The organism is Citrobacter sp. RHB35-C17, from assembly GCF_013816795.1.
GTDB classification, from domain to species: Bacteria; Pseudomonadota; Gammaproteobacteria; order Enterobacterales; family Enterobacteriaceae; genus Citrobacter_A; species Citrobacter_A amalonaticus.
On record NZ_CP057150.1, the window covers coordinates 4,364,851 to 4,383,859 of the forward strand.

A 19,009-nucleotide genomic window follows, 5' to 3' on the forward strand; every position below is an offset into this window, starting at 1 on the left:
AACCAGAGAGGTCATAGCCTTCTTCCAGTATAAGGGTTTAAACGCAAGAAAGAGACAGGGTGCCCGACAAGCACCCTGTTAGTTGTAAGGAAAGATGACAGTTTCGTGAATCAGTCGGCGTCATAGCCCAGGTTAGGGGCCAGCCAGCGCTCAACGTCAGAAACACTCATCCCTTTACGGAACGCGTAGTCTTCCACCTGATCGCGCTGAATCTGTGCAACCGCGTAATACTTGCTGTCCGGATGGCTGAAGTACCAGCCGGAAACCGATGCGCCAGGCCACATGGCGAAGGATTCGGTAAGCTTCATGCCGGTGTGCTTTTCCACTTCCAGCAACTGCCAGATGGTGCCTTTCTCGGTATGCTCCGGACAGGCCGGGTACCCCGGCGCCGGACGAATTCCCTGGTAGTTTTCGCGAATCAGCTCTTCATTGCTGAGATTTTCGTTCGGCGCATAGCCCCAGTAGACCTTACGCACGCGCTCATGCAGGTATTCCGCGAAGGCTTCCGCCAGACGGTCGGCAAGCGCTTTCACCATGATCTTGTTGTAATCATCGTGCTGCGCTTCAAACGCATCCGCCAGCGCGTCCTCCTCCAGACCACCGGTCACCGCAAAAGCACCGATGTAGTCCGCTTTGCCGGTCAGCTTCGGCGCCACGAAGTCAGACAGACAGTAGTTAGCAAAGCCCACTTTTTCAGTCTGTTGACGCAGATGATGGCTGACCGTCAGCACGTGCGTTCGCGTTTCGTCACGATAGATTTCGATGTCATCACCCACGCGGTTTGCCGGGAACAGCCCCACCACACCGCGCGGATTCAGCGCCTTCTCTGCGCTCAGTTTATCCAGCATGTCGTTGGCATCTTTAAACAGGCGCTTCGCCTCTTCACCTACCACTTCATCTTCCAGAATGCGCGGATACTTCCCGGCCAGCGACCAGGTCATAAAGAACGGCGTCCAGTCGATGTAGTTACGCAGCGTTTCGATGCTGGCTTCGACCTCCTGCACACCCAGACGGTGCGCCACTGGCGGGGTATAGCTTTCCCAGTCAAACGCCAGATCGTTATCCCGCGCGGCGGCGAGCGTCACCGGCGGCGTGCGCGGTTTCTTACGCCCATGCTGGATGCGCACGGTTTCATACTCTTTACGAGTACGGGCGACAAAGTCATCGCGCTGGGTATCAGAAAGCAACGCGGCGACCACGCCGACGGTGCGCGAAGCGTTCTGCACATACACCGTAGGGCCGCTGTAGTTCTGCTCGATTTTCACCGCCGTGTGCGCTTTTGAGGTCGTCGCGCCGCCAATCAGCAGCGGTATGGTGAAGCCCTGACGCTCCATCTCTTTCGCCACGTTGACCATTTCGTCCAGCGACGGGGTAATCAACCCGGAAAGGCCTATCAGATCCGCATTCACCTCTTTGGCGGTTCGGAGAATTTTCTCCGCCGGCACCATCACGCCAAGATCGACGATTTCGTAGTTGTTACATTGCAGGACCACGCCAACGATATTTTTGCCGATATCGTGGACATCGCCCTTCACGGTGGCGATGACCATTTTGCCATTGCTGGAGCCTTTCTCTTTACTGGCTTCGATAAACGGTTCGAGATACGCCACCGCCTGTTTCATTACGCGGGCGGATTTCACCACCTGCGGCAGGAACATTTTTCCTTCGCCGAACAGGTCGCCGACGACGTTCATCCCGTCCATCAGCGGCCCTTCAATCACCTCAATCGGGCGGGCCGCCTGCTGACGCGCCTCTTCGGTGTCCTGCTCGATAAACTCGGTGATGCCTTTAACCAGCGAGTATTCGAGGCGCTTTTTCACTTCCCAGGTGCGCCACTCCGCCAGTTGCGCGTTGGCCGCCTCATCACTCTTGCTACCGCGATATCTCTCCGCCAGCTCCAGCAATCGTTCGGTGCCGTCATCACGCCGATTGAGGATCACATCCTCCACCGCATCGCGCAGCTCGGCAGGGAGATCGTCGTAAATCGCCAGTTGCCCGGCGTTGACAATCCCCATGTCCATACCGTTACGAATGGCATAGTAGAGGAACACCGCGTGAATGGCTTCGCGCACCGGATCGTTGCCACGGAACGAGAATGACACGTTGGACACGCCGCCGGAGATCAACGCATGCGGCAGCTCGCGTTTGATGTCTTCACAGGCACCGATAAAGTCCTGCGCGTAGTTGTTGTGCTCATCGATCCCGGTTGCTACTGCGAAAATATTCGGGTCGAAAATGATGTCTTCCGGCGGGAAGCCCACCTCCTCGGTGAGGATCCTGTACGCCCGGCGGCAAATCTCGATTTTACGCGCACGCGTATCCGCCTGGCCCTGCTCATCAAAAGCCATCACCACCACCGCCGCACCGTAGCGGCGCAGCAGCTTCGCATGATGGATAAAGGTTTCAATCCCCTCTTTCATCGAGATGGAGTTAACGATGCCTTTCCCCTGGATGCACTTCAGCCCTTTCTCAATGACGTCCCATTTTGAGGAGTCAATCATGATCGGCACACGAGCAATGTCAGGCTCACCGGCGATCAGGTTGAGAAAGCGCACCATCGCCGCTTCGGAGTCGAGCATCCCCTCATCCATGTTGATATCAATAATCTGTGCGCCGCTTTCTACCTGCTGACGGGCAACGTCCAGCGCTTCGCTGTATTTTTCTTCTTTGATCAGGCGCTTAAATTTGGCGGAGCCGGTAACGTTGGTACGCTCACCGACGTTTACAAACAGGCTGTCGTCGCCAATATTCAGCGGTTCGAGACCGGATAAGCGGCAGGCCACCGGGATCTCCGGCAACGGGCGCGGTGCCAGTCCCTCGACCGCCCTGCTCATTGCCGCGATGTGTTCCGGTGTGGTGCCGCAGCAGCCGCCAACGATATTCAGGAAGCCCGCTTTGGCCCATTCGCGGATCTGTTTTGCCATCGTATCGGCATCGAGATCGTATTCACCGAAAGCGTTGGGCAGCCCGGCGTTCGGGTGTGCAGTCACGTAACATTCAGCAATGCGAGACAGTTCCTGCACATACTGACGCAGTTCATCCGGCCCCAGCGCGCAGTTGAGGCCGAAAGTGAGAGGTTCAGCATGGCGCAGGGAGTTGTAAAACGCCTCTGTCGTTTGCCCGGAAAGGGTACGTCCAGAAGCATCGGTGATGGTGCCGGAAATCATGATCGGCAGGTCGATGCCCAGCGCTTCCAGCTCTTCTTTCACCGCAAAAATCGCCGCTTTCGCGTTCAGCGTATCGAAGACGGTTTCGATCAAAATCAAGTCACTGCCACCTTCCACCAGCGCTTTGGTGGATTCGCGGTAAGCAGCCACCAGCTGATCAAAGGTGATATTACGAAATGCCGGGTCATTCACATCCGGCGAGATCGATGCGGTCCGGTTGGTTGGGCCGAGAACGCCCGCAACATAGCGCGGTTTTTCCGGGGTACGGGCAGTCCACTCATCGGCACAGGCACGCGCCAGTTTCGCGGCGGCAAAGTTGATCTCCGCCGACAGGGACTCCATCTGGTAATCCGCCATCGCGATGGGGGTGGAGTTAAACGTGTTGGTTTCAATGATGTCCGCGCCCGCGTCAAAGTACGCGTTATGAATCGCGGCGATCACCTCTGGCTTACTCAGCACCAGCAGGTCATTGTTGCCTTTCAGGTCGCACGGCCAGTCGGCAAAGCGTTCACCACGGAAATCCTCTTCACTCAGACGATAGCTCTGGATCATCGTGCCCATACCGCCGTCCAGCACCAGAATACGTTCATTTAACTGCGCACGCAGTTGTTCAACTTTGCTGCTCACACTTGCTCCCGACAACGCTTAACCAGACCGAAAAAGTCAACAAAACATAGTGGCATAAACAGGGCTGACGGAAAAGCCAACAACGGGCAACATGAGACATGTTCAGCTTCACTCATCCGATCAGTACAAGACTTCTTGCATTATAATTGAATAAAACGAAAATGATTTCCACGATACAGAAAAGGAATGCGCTATGGTTGCACCCGTTCCCGCCAAACGCGGCAGAAAACCCGCCGCGACGACCGCCCCCGCTGCCGGACAGGTTCAGTCGCTGACCCGTGGCCTGAAACTGCTGGAATGGATCGCGGAATCCAACGGCAGCGTGGCATTGACCGAACTGGCACAGCAGGCTGGCCTGCCGAACTCCACGACTCATCGCTTACTGACCACCATGCAGCAGCAGGGCTTTGTGCGTCAGGTGGGTGACCTTGGACACTGGGCGATAGGCGCGCATGCGTTTATCGTCGGCAGCAGCTTTTTACAGAGCCGCAATTTGCTGGCGATCGTCCACCCTATTCTGCGCAAACTGATGGAAGATTCCGGCGAAACGGTGAATCTGGCGGTGCTGGATCAAAGTGATCATCAGGCGATTATCATTGACCAGGTACAGTGTACCCAACTGATGCGTATGTCCGCGCCGATTGGCGGTAAACTGCCGATGCACGCCTCTGGCGCAGGCAAAGCGTTTTTAGCACAACTGAGCGAAGAACAGGTGACCCAGTTGCTGCACCGCAAAGGGCTGCATGCATACACCCACGCGACGCTGGTCTCCCCGGTTCATCTGAAGGACGACCTCGCCCAGACCCGCAAGCGCGGTTATTCCTTTGATGATGAGGAACATGCGCTCGGTCTGCGTTGTGTCGCGTCGTGCATTTATGACGAACACCGCGAGCCATTCGCGGCAATCTCTATCTCTGGCCCGATTTCGCGCATCACGGACGACCGCGTGACCGAGTTTGGCGCGATGGTGATCAAGGCGGCGAAAGAGGTGACGCTGGCATACGGCGGGATTCGTTAAACAAAATCCTCCTCAGGAGCATTTTCGGCAAGCCTGATAAGCGTCGTGCCATCAGGCAGGTCGGCGCACACTGCCGGATGGCGGCGCAAGCGCCCGGTCGGTTTCATAACGCACGCTGAATCGCTGGCGACGGCGATATGCGTAAACATCTTCAACATGCCCTTCCCGAATGCGCGTCTGTAATGCGCGCCAGTAATCGGCACGAAACAGATCGGCGTGCATCTCCTCAAACAGCGGTCCGATGCGTGGGTCGGCGCATAACCAGTGGCGAAACTCCTCAGGAAACACATCGCCAGGGGATACGCTATACCAGGGCTCGGCACTCATCTCATCTTCCGGGTAGCGCGGCGGCGGGATGGCCCGGAAATTCACTTCCGTCATGTAGCAGATTTCATCGTAATCGTAGAACACCACGCGACCATGACGGGTGACGCCAAAGTTTTTGAACAGCATGTCGCCGGGGAAAATATTGGCAGCGGCAAGCTGGCGAATCGCGTTGCCGTATTCCTCAATCGCATCCCGCAGTTGCTGACCTTCGACCTGCTCAAGCCAGATATTGAGCGGCACCATCCGCCGCTCAATATAGAGATGACGGATGACAATCTGCTCACCAAGATCGGTTATCTTTTCCGGCACTTCCTCAAGTAACAGCGCCATCAATGCCGGATCGATCTGACGTTTATCCAGCACGAAATTTTCGAACTCCTGGGTATCTGCCATGCGTCCCACGCGATCGTGCTCTTTCACCAGTTGATAGCAGGCGCGAACGTGGGCGGCAGACATCTCTTTTTGCGGCGCGAACTTATCTTTAATAATTTTAAAAACCCGGTCGAACCCCGGCAGCGTAAAGACCAGCATCACCATGCCACGTATGCCCGGCGCTTCAATGAACTGCTCATCGCAGCTGCGCAGATACAACAAATACTCGCGATAGCTCTCGGTCTTCGCATGTTTCTGACAGCCAATCGCCATGTATAACTCAGCGGTGGTTTTTCCTGGCAGGATCTCGCGCAACCATTCCACCAGCGCGGCGGGCAGCGGCGCGTACACCATAAAATAGGAACGAGCGAAACCGAACACGATACTGGCTTCTGCCGTGGTGGTCAGGCAGGTATCCACAAACAGTTCACCTTCATCGGTGCGATGAATCGGCAGCAAAAAGGGCAACGTGCCGGATGGCGTGATGAGTTTGCCGACCAGCCATGCGGCTTTATTGCGATAAAACAGCTCGTTAGCCACCTGTAGATGGCACTGCTGCAACGTCTCCTCACCAAAGGTTTCACGCAGATGTGCAATGATATAGCGAATATCGCGCCCTTTGTTCTGCCAGGGCAGGCGCAACGGCAGATCGCTGAGAATGCGGGTGAGCAGCGGTTCCCAACCGCTATCCGGGAAGAAATCTTTTGCCAGCGGACGCGGGATCGTCCGGAAACGACGTTCCGGCTGGGAGCTAAAAATAAAGAGCCGCTCGGGAGTGAGCGAGCGGTGGTCAAATAACCGACAATATACGGAGTTAAAAAAGCTCTCCGCAATCTCGAAGCGCGGGTAATCCGGCAGGAGCCCGGTGTAATGCTCTTTTACACGCAGCAAAAATGCGGCGTCGGTACTTTTGCCGCCAGTGATGCAGCGCAGTTGTTCCACCACCAGACCCACGTGGTGATCGTAGAGGTGAATACGGCTTTTCATCGCCTGCTGCACGGCATGCCAGTCAGCCTGTTCAAAGCGCTGTTGCGCGCCGGAGGTCACTTCCAGAAATCGACCATACTGGGCGTCGAAACCTTGCAAAATCGTCTGAGCAATCAGTAACTCCAGGCCACGCGTCATCGCTTCTCCTCATCCGGCACAACGTCATGCCGGATAGCGCGTCTGCTTATCCGGCCTACATCCCTTCGTAGGCCCGGTAAGCGCAGCGCCACCGGGCATTAATCAAAACTGTGATTCTTCGGTCGAGCCGGTCAGCGCGGTCACCGAGGAAGTGCCGCCCTGAATGATGGTGGTGACTTTATCAAAGTAGCCTGTCCCTACTTCCTGCTGATGGGACACGAAGGTGTAACCGTCTTTAGCCGCCGCAAATTCCGGCTGCTGAACCTTCTCAACATAGTGGCGCATGCCTTCACCCTGCGCGTAGGAGTGCGCGAGGTCGAACATGTTGAACCACATGCTGTGAATACCTGCCAGGGTAATGAACTGGTATTTGTACCCCATATCTGACAACTGCTGCTGGAAGCTGGCGATGGTCTTATCGTCCAGATTCTTCTGCCAGTTGAACGATGGCGAACAGTTATAGGCCAGCAGTTTGCCTGGGAATTTCGCATGAATCGCATCGGCAAAACGCTTCGCCAGTTCCAGATCCGGCGTCGAGGTTTCACACCACACCAGATCGGCATACGGGGCGTAGGCCAGGCCACGGCTGATCGCCTGCTCAATGCCGGCACGCGTACGGAAGAATCCTTCACTGGTGCGCTCGCCGGTAATAAATTCGCTGTCGTACGGGTCACAGTCGGAGGTGATCAGATCCGCCGCATCCGCATCGGTACGCGCAATCACCAGCGTCGGGACGCCCATAACGTCTGCCGCCAGACGCGCAGCCACCAGTTTCTGAATCGCTTCCTGAGTTGGCACCAGCACTTTGCCGCCCATATGACCACATTTCTTCACCGAGGCCAGTTGATCTTCGAAGTGAACAGCCGCTGCACCGGCCTCAATCATCGACTTCATCAGCTCAAACGCATTCAGTACGCCGCCAAACCCGGCTTCCGCATCGGCGACGATTGGCAGGAAGTAATCCACATAGCGCGGATCGTTGGGCTCAATACCGCTGGACCACTGGATCTGATCCGCACGGCGAAAGGTGTTGTTGATCCGATCCACCACTGCCGGAACAGAATTCGCCGGGTAGAGCGATTGATCCGGGTACATACTGGACGCCAGGTTGGCATCCGCCGCAACCTGCCACCCCGACAGATACACCGCTTCGATACCCGCTTTCGCCTGCTGTAACGCCTGACCACCGGTCAGCGCACCAAGGCTGTTGATGTAACCTTTTTTCGATTCGCCGTGCAGCAGACGCCACATTTTGGCTGCGCCCAGCTGCGCCAGCGTGCATTCCGGGTTAACCGAGCCGCGTAATTTCACCACTTCCTCCGCGCTGTACGGGCGACGGATGCCTTCCCAGCGCGGTTGTGTCCATTCTTTCTGTAACGCTTCGATCTGTTGGGTACGGGTTTTCATGTGCAGATGCTCCATATTATTCTCCTGGCTTCCCAGGCGTTATTGGTGAAGGCAGTTTGGTCACGGGAAGCCGCGCAAAAACCGGAGCGTACTTATCGTACGTGAGGATTTTGAGCACGGCCCGGGGCCAAAATGGCGAACAAAATAGCCTGGGCATTTACGCCAGCAGGCGGTAGCCTGGCAATGTCAGGAAATCGATTAATTCGTCAGAAGTGGTGATTTGCTCCATCAGGCGCGCGGCATCATCAAATCGGCCGCTGCTGTAACGGTGTTCACCCAGTTCGTCCTGGATGACCCGCATCTCTTCAGCCAACATCTGGCGGAACAGCGCCTTAGTGACCGGTTTGCCGTTGCTCAGGGTTTTCTCGTGATGGATCCACTGCCAGATTGACGTACGGGAGATCTCCGCTGTCGCCGCATCTTCCATCAGGCCATAAATCGGCACGCAGCCGTTGCCGGAGATCCACGCTTCGATGTACTGCACCGCAACGCGAATATTGGCGCGCATCCCCTCTTCCGTACGCTCGCCTTCACATGGCGCCAGCAATTGTTCTGCGGTAATCGGCGCGTCTTCATCACGGGTCACAAACAGCTGGTTTTTGTTCTCGCCGAGCACCTCGTTGAAGACTGCCATCGCGGTATCCGCCAGTCCCGGATGCGCAATCCACGTGCCGTCGTGGCCGTTATTGGCTTCCAGCGCTTTATCCGCTTTCACCTTGCTGAGTACCTGATTATTGCGTTCAGCGTCTTTGCTCGGGATGAATGCCGCCATACCGCCCATCGCGAAGGCACCACGTTTGTGACAGGTTTTAATCAGCAGACGCGAATAGGCGCTAAGGAAAGGCTTATCCATCGTCACCACCTGGCGGTCCGGCAGAACGCGATCCGGATGATTCTTCAGCGTTTTGATATAGCTGAAGATGTAATCCCAACGACCACAGTTCAGCCCGACAATATGGTCACGCAGCGCGTGCAGGATCTCGTCCATCTGGAACACGGCCGGCAGGGTTTCAATCAGCAACGTGGCTTTAATCGTACCGCGCGACAGATTGAAACGATCTTCGGTATAGCTGAAGACTTCACTCCACCAGGCCGCTTCCTGCCAGGCCTGCGTTTTCGGCAGGTAGAAATAGGGACCGCTGCCTTTGGCCAGCAACGCTTTGTAGTTATGGAAGAAATAGAGGGCAAAATCGAACAGGCTGCCGGGGATCGCTTCACCGCGCCAGGTCACATGTTTTTCCGGCAGGTGCAGACCACGCACACGGCAAATCAGTAATGCCGGATTGGGCTTCAACTGATAGATTTTGCCAGCTTCATTGGTGTAGCTGATGGTGCCGTTTACCGCGTCACGCAGGTTGATATGCCCGTCGATCACTTTGCTCCATTCCGGTGCCAGCGAATCTTCGAAATCGGCCATAAAAACCTTCACATTCGCGTTCAACGCATTGATGACCATCTTGCGCTCAACCGGTCCGGTGATTTCGACCCGACGATCCTGTAAATCCTCCGGAATGCCGCGAATCTTCCAGTCTCCGTTTCTAATGGAAACAGTTTCCGAAATAAAATCAGGCAATATACCGTTGTCGATATCCCGCTGCTGCTGAATACGAGCCGCGAGCAGCTTATTGCGCTTCGTCGTAAAGCGCGCCACCAGTTCAGTGAGAAATTCGACCGCTTCATCGGTCAGGATCTGCTTCTCTGGCTCACCATGGGGCCTGGTAAAGATCAATTCATCGGTAGTCGTTGCCTGTTGATTCATTCTGTAACTCCTCGTCATTGATAACAAAGCATTCCCAATGCGAACGAAGGATCGTTGTGCGCTTTTCGTTCAGCACAACTAAGACTACTCATTTAAATTTCAAAATCAAAAACAATTTCCATTTTTAATTTAATTATCAATTAACCTGTTGATAACAATAAAAATAAAGTTTAATCACAAGTTGAAGTGCATTTCGGAAATAAAAAAGGCACCCGAAGGTGCCTGATTCACTATGCTGAAACGCTTTAGGATCGTCAGCGACAGACGATTAATCCAGCGTTGGATTCATGTGACGCAGATCATATGGTGTGATCTGGTAGACGTAATAGTTGAGCCAGTTGATGAACAGCAAATTACCGTGGCTTCGCCAGGTAGCGCGAGGTTTGTTTTGGGGATCGTTTTGCGGGAAATAATTGTAGGGAACGTCGGGGTTTAATCCGGCTTCTACATCGCGGAAATATTCGCTACCTAATGTGTTGGCATCATATTCCGGATGGCCCGTGACAAACGCAATGCGTTTATCTTTGCTGGCAAAAAGATAGGCATCACCATTCTCAGTCTCGGCGAGGATCTCAAGATCGGTGTAGTCACGGATCAACACTGACGGGAAATCAGCATAGCGTGAATGCGGGGCCAGGAACGAATCATCAAAACCCCGCGTCAGCAGTGCATGAGGGTGAAGAATATGATGCTCATAAACGCCAGAAAGCTTATCAGTGCGGGTCTGTTTCGGAATACCGTAGAGGATATTAAGCGCTGCCTGGACCGCCCAACAGACAAACAGCGTTGAGGTGACATGATCTTTCGCCCACTCCAGCACTTGTTTGATCTGTGGCCAGTAGGCAACATCATTGAACTCCACCAGACCCAGCGGCGCGCCGGTGACGATCAAGCCATCGAAGTTCTGATCGCAGATATCCTCAAAGTTACAGTAGAAGTTGTTCAGATGCTCTGCTGGCGTATTACGCGACTCACGTGCATCAATGCGCAGTAACTGTACATCCACCTGCAACGGAGAGTTCGACAGCAGCCGCAAAAACTGATTTTCCGTTTCGATTTTCTTCGGCATCAGGTTGAGGATGAGTACCTTTAGCGGACGAATTTCCTGACCTGAAGCACGGGAAGTCGTCATAACAAAGACGTTTTCCTCACGTAAGAAATTGACGGCGGGTAGCTCGTCCTGCACACGAATCGGCATAACCTGATAACCTCACTACATACGTTTAAACGTTTAGACATCCAGATAGCTGAAGATACTCAGAAATCACGCCAATGTCGAGCCTGCATGTTAAAGGTGAGAAAGTTTCACGACGACGGATACGTTAGAATATAAGCATAACGAAAAGGAGAGAATATGGTTATTAACATACGCCGATCGCGGCATGATGAAGGGAACAAACTGATTGCAATCTGGTGCCGTTCGGTCGACGCCACGCATGATTTTCTGTCTAAAGAGTACCGCATCAAGCTGGAGGAACTAGTCCGCTCGTTTTTACCCGAAGCCCCTTTATGGGTTGCCGCTAATGAGCAGGATGAGCCCGTCGCGTTTATGTTGCTCACTGGAGAGCATATGGATGCGCTGTTTGTTGATCCCGATATTCGGGGCTGTGGCGTGGGTAAACTGTTGATTGAGCATGCGCTTTCGCTAGCACCCGCGTTGACCACTAACGTGAACGAGCAGAATGAACAAGCTGTTGGATTCTATAAGAAGATGGGATTCAGGGTGACCGGGCGCGCAGAGGTCGACGATCTTGGGCAGCCATATCCGTTATTGCATTTGCGTTACCACAAAGCCTCGTCCTGACTGCAGGCCGGATAAGGCAAAGCCGCCATCCGGCAGTGGTGCGGTCTGCCTGAGGCGCTGCGCCTGTCAGGCCTACAGGCCAGATAAGGCAAAGCCACACTCCAAATTTGCAGCGCAGAGACGCAAAAAGCCCATCCGTCAGGATGGGCTCTTCACTTGTTTGATGCCTGGCAGTTCCCTACTCTCGCATGGGGAGACCCCACACTACCATCGGCGCTACGGCGTTTCACTTCTGAGTTCGGCATGGGGTCAGGTGGGACCACCGCGCTACAGCCGCCAGGCAAATTCTGTTTATTAACCCGCCTTTCGCCGGTTAATCTAATCTGTAATCACGCTGAAAATTTTCTCTCAATTCCGCCAAAACAGCTTCGGCGTTGTAAGGTTAAGCCTCACGGTTCATTAGTACCGGTTAGCTCAACGCATCGCTGCGCTTACACACCCGGCCTATCAACGTCGTCGTCTTCAACGTTCCTTCAGGACCCTTAAAGGGTCAGGGAGAACTCATCTCGGGGCAAGTTTCGTGCTTAGATGCTTTCAGCACTTATCTCTTCCGCATTTAGCTACCGGGCAGTGCCATTGGCATGACAACCCGAACACCAGTGATGCGTCCACTCCGGTCCTCTCGTACTAGGAGCAGCCCCCCTCAATTCTCCAGCGCCCACGGCAGATAGGGACCGAACTGTCTCACGACGTTCTAAACCCAGCTCGCGTACCACTTTAAATGGCGAACAGCCATACCCTTGGGACCTACTTCAGCCCCAGGATGTGATGAGCCGACATCGAGGTGCCAAACACCGCCGTCGATATGAACTCTTGGGCGGTATCAGCCTGTTATCCCCGGAGTACCTTTTATCCGTTGAGCGATGGCCCTTCCATTCAGAACCACCGGATCACTAAGACCTGCTTTCGCACCTGCTCGCGCCGTCACGCTCGCAGTCAAGCTAGCTTATGCCTTTGCACTAACCTCCTGATGTCCGACCAGGATTAGCTAACCTTCGTGCTCCTCCGTTACTCTTTAGGAGGAGACCGCCCCAGTCAAACTACCCACCAGACACTGTCCGCAACCCGGATTACGGGCCCACGTTAGAACACCAGCCATTAAAGGGTGGTATTTCAAGGATGGCTCCACACGAACTGGCGTCCGCGCTTCAAAGCCTCCCACCTATCCTACACATCAAGGACCAGTGTTCAGTGTCAAGCTATAGTAAAGGTTCACGGGGTCTTTCCGTCTTGCCGCGGGTACACTGCATCTTCACAGCGAGTTCAATTTCACTGAGTCTCGGGTGGAGACAGCCTGGCCATCATTACGCCATTCGTGCAGGTCGGAACTTACCCGACAAGGAATTTCGCTACCTTAGGACCGTTATAGTTACGGCCGCCGTTTACCGGGGCTTCGATCAAGAGCTTCTCCTTACGGATAACCCCATCAATTAACCTTCCGGCACCGGGCAGGCGTCACACCGTATACGTCCACTTTCGTGTTTGCACAGTGCTGTGTTTTTAATAAACAGTTGCAGCCAGCTGGTATCTTCGACTGATTTCAGCTCCACGAGTAAATCGCTTCACCTACATATCAGCGTGCCTTCTCCCGAAGTTACGGCACCATTTTGCCTAGTTCCTTCACCCGAGTTCTCTCAAGCGCCTTGGTATTCTCTACCTGACCACCTGTGTCGGTTTGGGGTACGATCTGATGTTACCTGATGCTTAGAGGCTTTTCCTGGAAGCAGGGCATTTGTCACTTCAGCACCGTAGTGCCTCGTCATCACGCCTCAGTGTTAAAGTGAACCGGATTTACCTGGAACACACACCTACACGCTTAAACCGGGACAACCGTCGCCCGGCCAACATAGCCTTCTCCGTCCCCCCTTCGCAGTAACACCTGGTACAGGAATATTAACCTGTTTCCCATCGACTACGCCTTTCGGCCTCGCCTTAGGGGTCGACTCACCCTGCCCCGATTAACGTTGGACAGGAACCCTTGGTCTTCCGGCGAGCGGGCTTTTCACCCGCTTTATCGTTACTTATGTCAGCATTCGCACTTCTGATACCTCCAGCATGCCTCACAGCACACCTTCACAGGCTTACAGAACGCTCCCCTACCCAACAACACTTAGTGTCGCTGCCGCAGCTTCGGTGCATGGTTTAGCCCCGTTACATCTTCCGCGCAGGCCGACTCGACCAGTGAGCTATTACGCTTTCTTTAAATGATGGCTGCTTCTAAGCCAACATCCTGGCTGTCTGAGCCTTCCCACATCGTTTCCCACTTAACCATGACTTTGGGACCTTAGCTGGCGGTCTGGGTTGTTTCCCTCTTCACGACGGACGTTAGCACCCGCCGTGTGTCTCCCGTGATAACATTCTCCGGTATTCGCAGTTTGCATCGGGTTGGTAAGCCGGGATGGCCCCCTAGCCGAAACAGTGCTCTACCCCCGGAGATGAATTCACGAGGCGCTACCTAAATAGCTTTCGGGGAGAACCAGCTATCTCCCGGTTTGATTGGCCTTTCACCCCCAGCCACAAGTCATCCGCTAATTTTTCAACATTAGTCGGTTCGGTCCTCCAGTTAGTGTTACCCAACCTTCAACCTGCCCATGGCTAGATCACCGGGTTTCGGGTCTATACCCTGCAACTTAACGCCCAGTTAAGACTCGGTTTCCCTTCGGCTCCCCTATTCGGTTAACCTTGCTACAGAATATAAGTCGCTGACCCATTATACAAAAGGTACGCAGTCACCCCATAAAGAGGCTCCCACTGCTTGTACGTACACGGTTTCAGGTTCTTTTTCACTCCCCTCGCCGGGGTTCTTTTCGCCTTTCCCTCACGGTACTGGTTCACTATCGGTCAGTCAGGAGTATTTAGCCTTGGAGGATGGTCCCCCCATATTCAGACAGGATACCACGTGTCCCGCCCTACTCATCGAGCTCACAGCACATGCAATTTTGTGTACGGGGCTGTCACCCTGTATCGCCGGCCTTTCCAGACCGTTCCACTACCACACATGCTGATTCAGGCTCTGGGCTGCTCCCCGTTCGCTCGCCGCTACTGGGGGAATCTCGGTTGATTTCTTTTCCTCGGGGTACTTAGATGTTTCAGTTCCCCCGGTTCGCCTCGTTAACCTATGGATTCAGTTAACGATAGTGCAACGAATTGCACTGGGTTTCCCCATTCGGACATCGCCGGCTATAACGGTTCATATCACCTTACCGACGCTTTTCGCAGATTAGCACGTCCTTCATCGCCTCTGACTGCCAGGGCATCCACCGTGTACGCTTAGTCGCTTAACCTCACAACCCGAAGATGTTTCTTTCGATTCATCATCGTGTTGCGAAAATTTGAGAGACTCGAACACACCATTAACGGTGTGTCGTTTCAATTTTCAGCTTGATCCAGATTTTTAAAGAGCAAATATCTCAAACATGACTCGCTGAGTCAGTTTTGAGATACAGGGGCCGGCGACTTTCACTCACACAAACCAGCAAGTGGCGTCCCCTAGGGGATTCGAACCCCTGTTACCGCCGTGAAAGGGCGGTGTCCTGGGCCTCTAGACGAAGGGGACACTGAAGTCTGCTTCGGCAAGACGCCTTGCTTTTTACTTTTCATCAGACAATCTGTGTGGGCACTACAAAGGCAGGTTCTTTAAGGTAAGGAGGTGATCCAACCGCAGGTTCCCCTACGGTTACCTTGTTACGACTTCACCCCAGTCATGAATCACAAAGTGGTAAGCGCCCTCCCGAAGGTTAAGCTACCTACTTCTTTTGCAACCCACTCCCATGGTGTGACGGGCGGTGTGTACAAGGCCCGGGAACGTATTCACCGTGGCATTCTGATCCACGATTACTAGCGATTCCGACTTCATGGAGTCGAGTTGCAGACTCCAATCCGGACTACGACATACTTTATGAGGTCCGCTTGCTCTCGCGAGGTCGCTTCTCTTTGTATATGCCATTGTAGCACGTGTGTAGCCCTGGTCGTAAGGGCCATGATGACTTGACGTCATCCCCACCTTCCTCCAGTTTATCACTGGCAGTCTCCTTTGAGTTCCCGGCCGGACCGCTGGCAACAAAGGATAAGGGTTGCGCTCGTTGCGGGACTTAACCCAACATTTCACAACACGAGCTGACGACAGCCATGCAGCACCTGTCTCACAGTTCCCGAAGGCACCAAGGCATCTCTGCCAAGTTCTGTGGATGTCAAGACCAGGTAAGGTTCTTCGCGTTGCATCGAATTAAACCACATGCTCCACCGCTTGTGCGGGCCCCCGTCAATTCATTTGAGTTTTAACCTTGCGGCCGTACTCCCCAGGCGGTCTATTTAACGCGTTAGCTCCGGAAGCCACGCCTCAAGGGCACAACCTCCAAATAGACATCGTTTACGGCGTGGACTACCAGGGTATCTAATCCTGTTTGCTCCCCACGCTTTCGCACCTGAGCGTCAGTCTTCGTCCAGGGGGCCGCCTTCGCCACCGGTATTCCTCCAGATCTCTACGCATTTCACCGCTACACCTGGAATTCTACCCCCCTCTACGAGACTCAAGCCTGCCAGTTTCGAATGCAGTTCCCAGGTTGAGCCCGGGGATTTCACATCCGACTTGACAGACCGCCTGCGTGCGCTTTACGCCCAGTAATTCCGATTAACGCTTGCACCCTCCGTATTACCGCGGCTGCTGGCACGGAGTTAGCCGGTGCTTCTTCTGCGGGTAACGTCAATGGCTAAGGTTATTAACCTTAACCCCTTCCTCCCCGCTGAAAGTACTTTACAACCCGAAGGCCTTCTTCATACACGCGGCATGGCTGCATCAGGCTTGCGCCCATTGTGCAATATTCCCCACTGCTGCCTCCCGTAGGAGTCTGGACCGTGTCTCAGTTCCAGTGTGGCTGGTCATCCTCTCAGACCAGCTAGGGATCGTCGCCTTGGTGAGCCGTTACCTCACCAACAAGCTAATCCCATCTGGGCACATCCGATGGCAAGAGGCCCGAAGGTCCCCCTCTTTGGTCTTGCGACATTATGCGGTATTAGCTACCGTTTCCAGTAGTTATCCCCCTCCATCGGGCAGTTTCCCAGACATTACTCACCCGTCCGCCACTCGTCAGCAAAGCAGCAAGCTGCTTCCTGTTACCGTTCGACTTGCATGTGTTAGGCCTGCCGCCAGCGTTCAATCTGAGCCATGATCAAACTCTTCAATTTAAGTTTGATGCTCTTAGAATTAAACGTCGTAATGAATTACGTGTTCACTCTTTGAGACTTGGTATTCATTTTTCGTCTTGCGACGTTAAGAATCCATGTCACTCTGAGTGCCCACACAGATTGTCTGATAAATTGTTAAAGAGCAGTTGCGACGCGCTTTAGCGCTCTGTCGCGAGGTGGCGTATATTACGCTTTCCTCTTTCAGAGTCAACCCTGATTTTCAGGATTTTTCTCTTCAACCGAACCGGCTGTTTGTGTGAAGTGATTCACATCCGCCGTGTCGATGGAGGCGCATTATAGGGAGTTCCCGAGCATCCGCAATAGAAAAGTTGCAGAAAAATGACTGACTGCTGCATTCCCCAGCAAAACCCCGCCTTATACCCTTTTACACACAGACTTATCCACAATCGTCGGGATCTTTGAGCGGATCTTCCCTGCCGTTAACGATCTATATAGAGAGAAAATCAGAACCAGAATCGAAAAAGAAAAATTCGCGAGCGTTGCGCAAACGTTTTCGTTACAATGCCCCCGCAAAACAAGGATGCCCCGTAAGGGGCGTTAGCTAAGTTTTTCACGAAAAATTCAGCTAACGCTCTCTGTTATCGTCAAATCCAGGGGATTTACCATGCAACAACGTCGTCCAGTCCGCCGCGCTCTGCTCAGTGTTTCTGACAAAGCCGGTATCGTCGAATTCGCCCAGGCACTTTCCGCACGTGGTGTGGATCTGCTGTCGACAGGGGGCACTGCCCGTCTGTTAGCAGAGAAAGGTCTGCCGGTGACCGAAGTTTCCGATTACACCGGTTTCCCGGAAATGATGGATGGACGCGTCAAAACCCTGCATCCTAAAGTACACGGCGGCATTCTCGGTCGTCGCGGTCAGGATGACGGGATTATGGAACAGCACGGCATCGCCCCCATCGACATGGTGGTTGTTAACCTTTATCCGTTCGCCCAGACCGTTGCCCGCGAAGGCTGCTCACTGGAAGATGCTGTAGAGAACATCGACATCGGCGGGCCGACAATGGTGCGCTCTGCTGCAAAAAACCATAAAGATGTCGCAATCGTTGTAAAGAGCAGCGACTACGACGCCATTATTAAAGAGATGGATGCCAACGACGGTTCTTTGACCCTCGATACCCGTTTCGACCTCGCGATTAAAGCCTTCGAACACACCGCCGCTTACGACAGTATGATTGCCAACTATTTTGGCAGCATGGTTCCGGCCTATCACGGTGAAAGCAAAGACGCCGCGGGTCGCTTCCCGCGGACGCTGAACCTGAACTTCATTAAGAAGCAGGATATGCGCTACGGTGAAAACAGCCACCAGCAGGCTGCATTCTATATAGAAGAGAACGTACAAGAAGCCTCCGTTGCAACCGCTCAGCAGGTTCAGGGCAAAGCACTCTCCTATAACAACATCGCCGATACCGACGCCGCGCTGGAATGTGTGAAAGAGTTCAACGAGCCAGCCTGCGTTATCGTCAAGCACGCGAACCCATGCGGCGTTGCCGTAAGCACCTCTATTCTGGATGCCTACGATCGCGCCTACAAAACCGACCCAACATCTGCCTTCGGCGGCATCATCGCCTTTAACCGCGAACTGGATGCTGAAACGGCGCAGGCCATCATCTCCCGTCAGTTTGTCGAAGTGATCATCGCTCCATCAGCGACCGATGAGGCGCTGAAAATCACCGCTGCCAAGCAAAACGTGCGCGTTCTGACCTGCGGTCAGTGGGCTGAGCGCGTGCCGGGCCTGGACTTCAAACGTGTTAACGGCGGTCTGCTGGTACAGGATCGCGATCTGGGTATGGTCACTGCTGGTGAGCTGCGCGTGGTGACGAAGCGCCAGCCGACCGAACAGGAACTGCGCGACGCGCTGTTCTGCTGGAAAGTCGCGAAGTTCGTTAAATCCAACGCCATTGTTTACGCCAAAGAGAACATGACTATCGGTATTGGCGCAGGCCAGATGAGCCGCGTCTACTCCGCTAAAATTGCCGGGATCAAAGCCGCGGATGAAGGTCTGGAAGTGAAAGGTTCCGCGATGGCGTCCGACGCCTTCTTCCCGTTCCGCGATGGTATTGATGCTGCTGCCGCTGTTGGCGTGAGCTGCGTGATCCAGCCAGGCGGTTCCATCCGTGATGATGAAGTCATTGCCGCTGCTGACGAACACGGCATTGCGATGATCTTCACCGACATGCGCCACTTCCGCCATTAATGGA

General features: G+C 54.1%; 8 protein-coding genes, 1 tRNA gene and 3 rRNA genes. 3 read left to right on the top strand and 9 right to left on the bottom strand.

Translation table 11 applies throughout. The annotated features are described in order from the left end of the window. Positions 1–110: 110 nt before the first annotated feature. Complete coding sequence (metH, locus tag HVZ37_RS20785) at positions 111–3,794, bottom strand: methionine synthase (RefSeq protein ID WP_181627938.1); 3,684 nt, start codon at positions 3,792–3,794, stop codon at positions 111–113. Positions 3,795–3,987: 193 nt separating this feature from the next. On the opposite strand from metH, the gene iclR reads away from it, so the two are divergent. Beyond that, positions 3,988–4,812 carry a glyoxylate bypass operon transcriptional repressor IclR gene (gene iclR / locus HVZ37_RS20790; RefSeq protein WP_042320966.1) on the top strand — a complete coding sequence of 275 codons (825 nt, stop codon included), beginning with the start codon at positions 3,988–3,990 and terminating at the stop codon, positions 4,810–4,812. A 51-nt stretch (positions 4,813–4,863) separates the two neighbouring features. Here the strand turns inward: iclR and aceK are convergent, their stop codons facing one another. The 4 genes from aceK to metA form a co-directional block, all read right to left on the bottom strand. Continuing rightward, entirely contained in the window at positions 4,864–6,636 is a 1,773-nt protein-coding gene (gene aceK, locus HVZ37_RS20795) for a bifunctional isocitrate dehydrogenase kinase/phosphatase (RefSeq protein WP_181627939.1), read from the bottom strand. Positions 6,637–6,738: 102 nt separating this feature from the next. After that, a complete protein-coding gene (gene aceA / locus HVZ37_RS20800) occupies positions 6,739–8,043 on the bottom strand; it encodes an isocitrate lyase (protein WP_044268583.1) in 1,305 nt (434 codons plus the stop codon). Positions 8,044–8,200: 157 nt separating this feature from the next. After that, positions 8,201–9,802, bottom strand: a complete 1,602-nt coding sequence (aceB, locus tag HVZ37_RS20805; protein WP_042998992.1) for a malate synthase A — start codon at positions 9,800–9,802, stop codon at positions 8,201–8,203. A gap of 268 nt (positions 9,803–10,070) precedes the next feature. Then, positions 10,071–11,000 carry a homoserine O-succinyltransferase gene (gene metA, locus HVZ37_RS20810; protein WP_042998991.1) on the bottom strand — a complete coding sequence of 310 codons (930 nt, stop codon included), beginning with the start codon at positions 10,998–11,000 and terminating at the stop codon, positions 10,071–10,073. A gap of 156 nt (positions 11,001–11,156) precedes the next feature. Here metA and HVZ37_RS20815 point away from each other — a divergent pair, with 156 nt between their 5' ends. Continuing rightward, entirely contained in the window at positions 11,157–11,606 is a 450-nt protein-coding gene (locus HVZ37_RS20815; RefSeq protein WP_042998990.1) for an acetyltransferase, read from the top strand. A gap of 165 nt (positions 11,607–11,771) precedes the next feature. Here the strand turns inward: HVZ37_RS20815 and rrf are convergent. From rrf to HVZ37_RS20835, 4 genes are all read right to left on the bottom strand, one after another. Beyond that, positions 11,772–11,887: ribosomal RNA gene (gene rrf, locus HVZ37_RS20820) — 5S ribosomal RNA — on the bottom strand. 97 nt (positions 11,888–11,984) lie between these two features. After that, positions 11,985–14,890 (bottom strand): 23S ribosomal RNA (locus HVZ37_RS20825). A 196-nt stretch (positions 14,891–15,086) separates the two neighbouring features. Next, positions 15,087–15,162: transfer RNA gene (locus HVZ37_RS20830), tRNA-Glu, on the bottom strand. A gap of 86 nt (positions 15,163–15,248) precedes the next feature. Beyond that, positions 15,249–16,790, bottom strand: a 16S ribosomal RNA gene (locus HVZ37_RS20835). The 16S, 23S and 5S rRNA genes sit together here with 1 tRNA gene alongside, the layout of an rRNA operon. 625 nt (positions 16,791–17,415) lie before the next feature. On the opposite strand from HVZ37_RS20835, the gene purH reads away from it, so the two are divergent. Beyond that, positions 17,416–19,005 carry a bifunctional phosphoribosylaminoimidazolecarboxamide formyltransferase/IMP cyclohydrolase gene (gene purH, locus HVZ37_RS20840; RefSeq protein ID WP_042998989.1) on the top strand — a complete coding sequence of 530 codons (1,590 nt, stop codon included), beginning with the start codon at positions 17,416–17,418 and terminating at the stop codon, positions 19,003–19,005. The last annotated feature ends 4 nt before the right edge of the window (positions 19,006–19,009 follow it).

What these genes read in the sequence shown, in the direction of transcription:
- iclR (WP_042320966.1), top strand. Translation starts at nt 3,988, where the DNA reads ATGGTTGCACCCGTTCCCGCCAAACGCGGCAGAAAACCCGCCGCGACG.
- aceA (WP_044268583.1), bottom strand. Translation starts at nt 8,043, where the DNA reads ATGAAAACCCGTACCCAACAGATCGAAGCGTTACAGAAAGAATGGACA.
- purH (WP_042998989.1), top strand. Translation starts at nt 17,416, where the DNA reads ATGCAACAACGTCGTCCAGTCCGCCGCGCTCTGCTCAGTGTTTCTGAC.
- aceK (WP_181627939.1), bottom strand. Translation starts at nt 6,636, where the DNA reads ATGACGCGTGGCCTGGAGTTACTGATTGCTCAGACGATTTTGCAAGGT.
- aceB (WP_042998992.1), bottom strand. Translation starts at nt 9,802, where the DNA reads ATGAATCAACAGGCAACGACTACCGATGAATTGATCTTTACCAGGCCC.
- metA (WP_042998991.1), bottom strand. Translation starts at nt 11,000, where the DNA reads ATGCCGATTCGTGTGCAGGACGAGCTACCCGCCGTCAATTTCTTACGT.
- HVZ37_RS20815 (WP_042998990.1), top strand. Translation starts at nt 11,157, where the DNA reads ATGGTTATTAACATACGCCGATCGCGGCATGATGAAGGGAACAAACTG.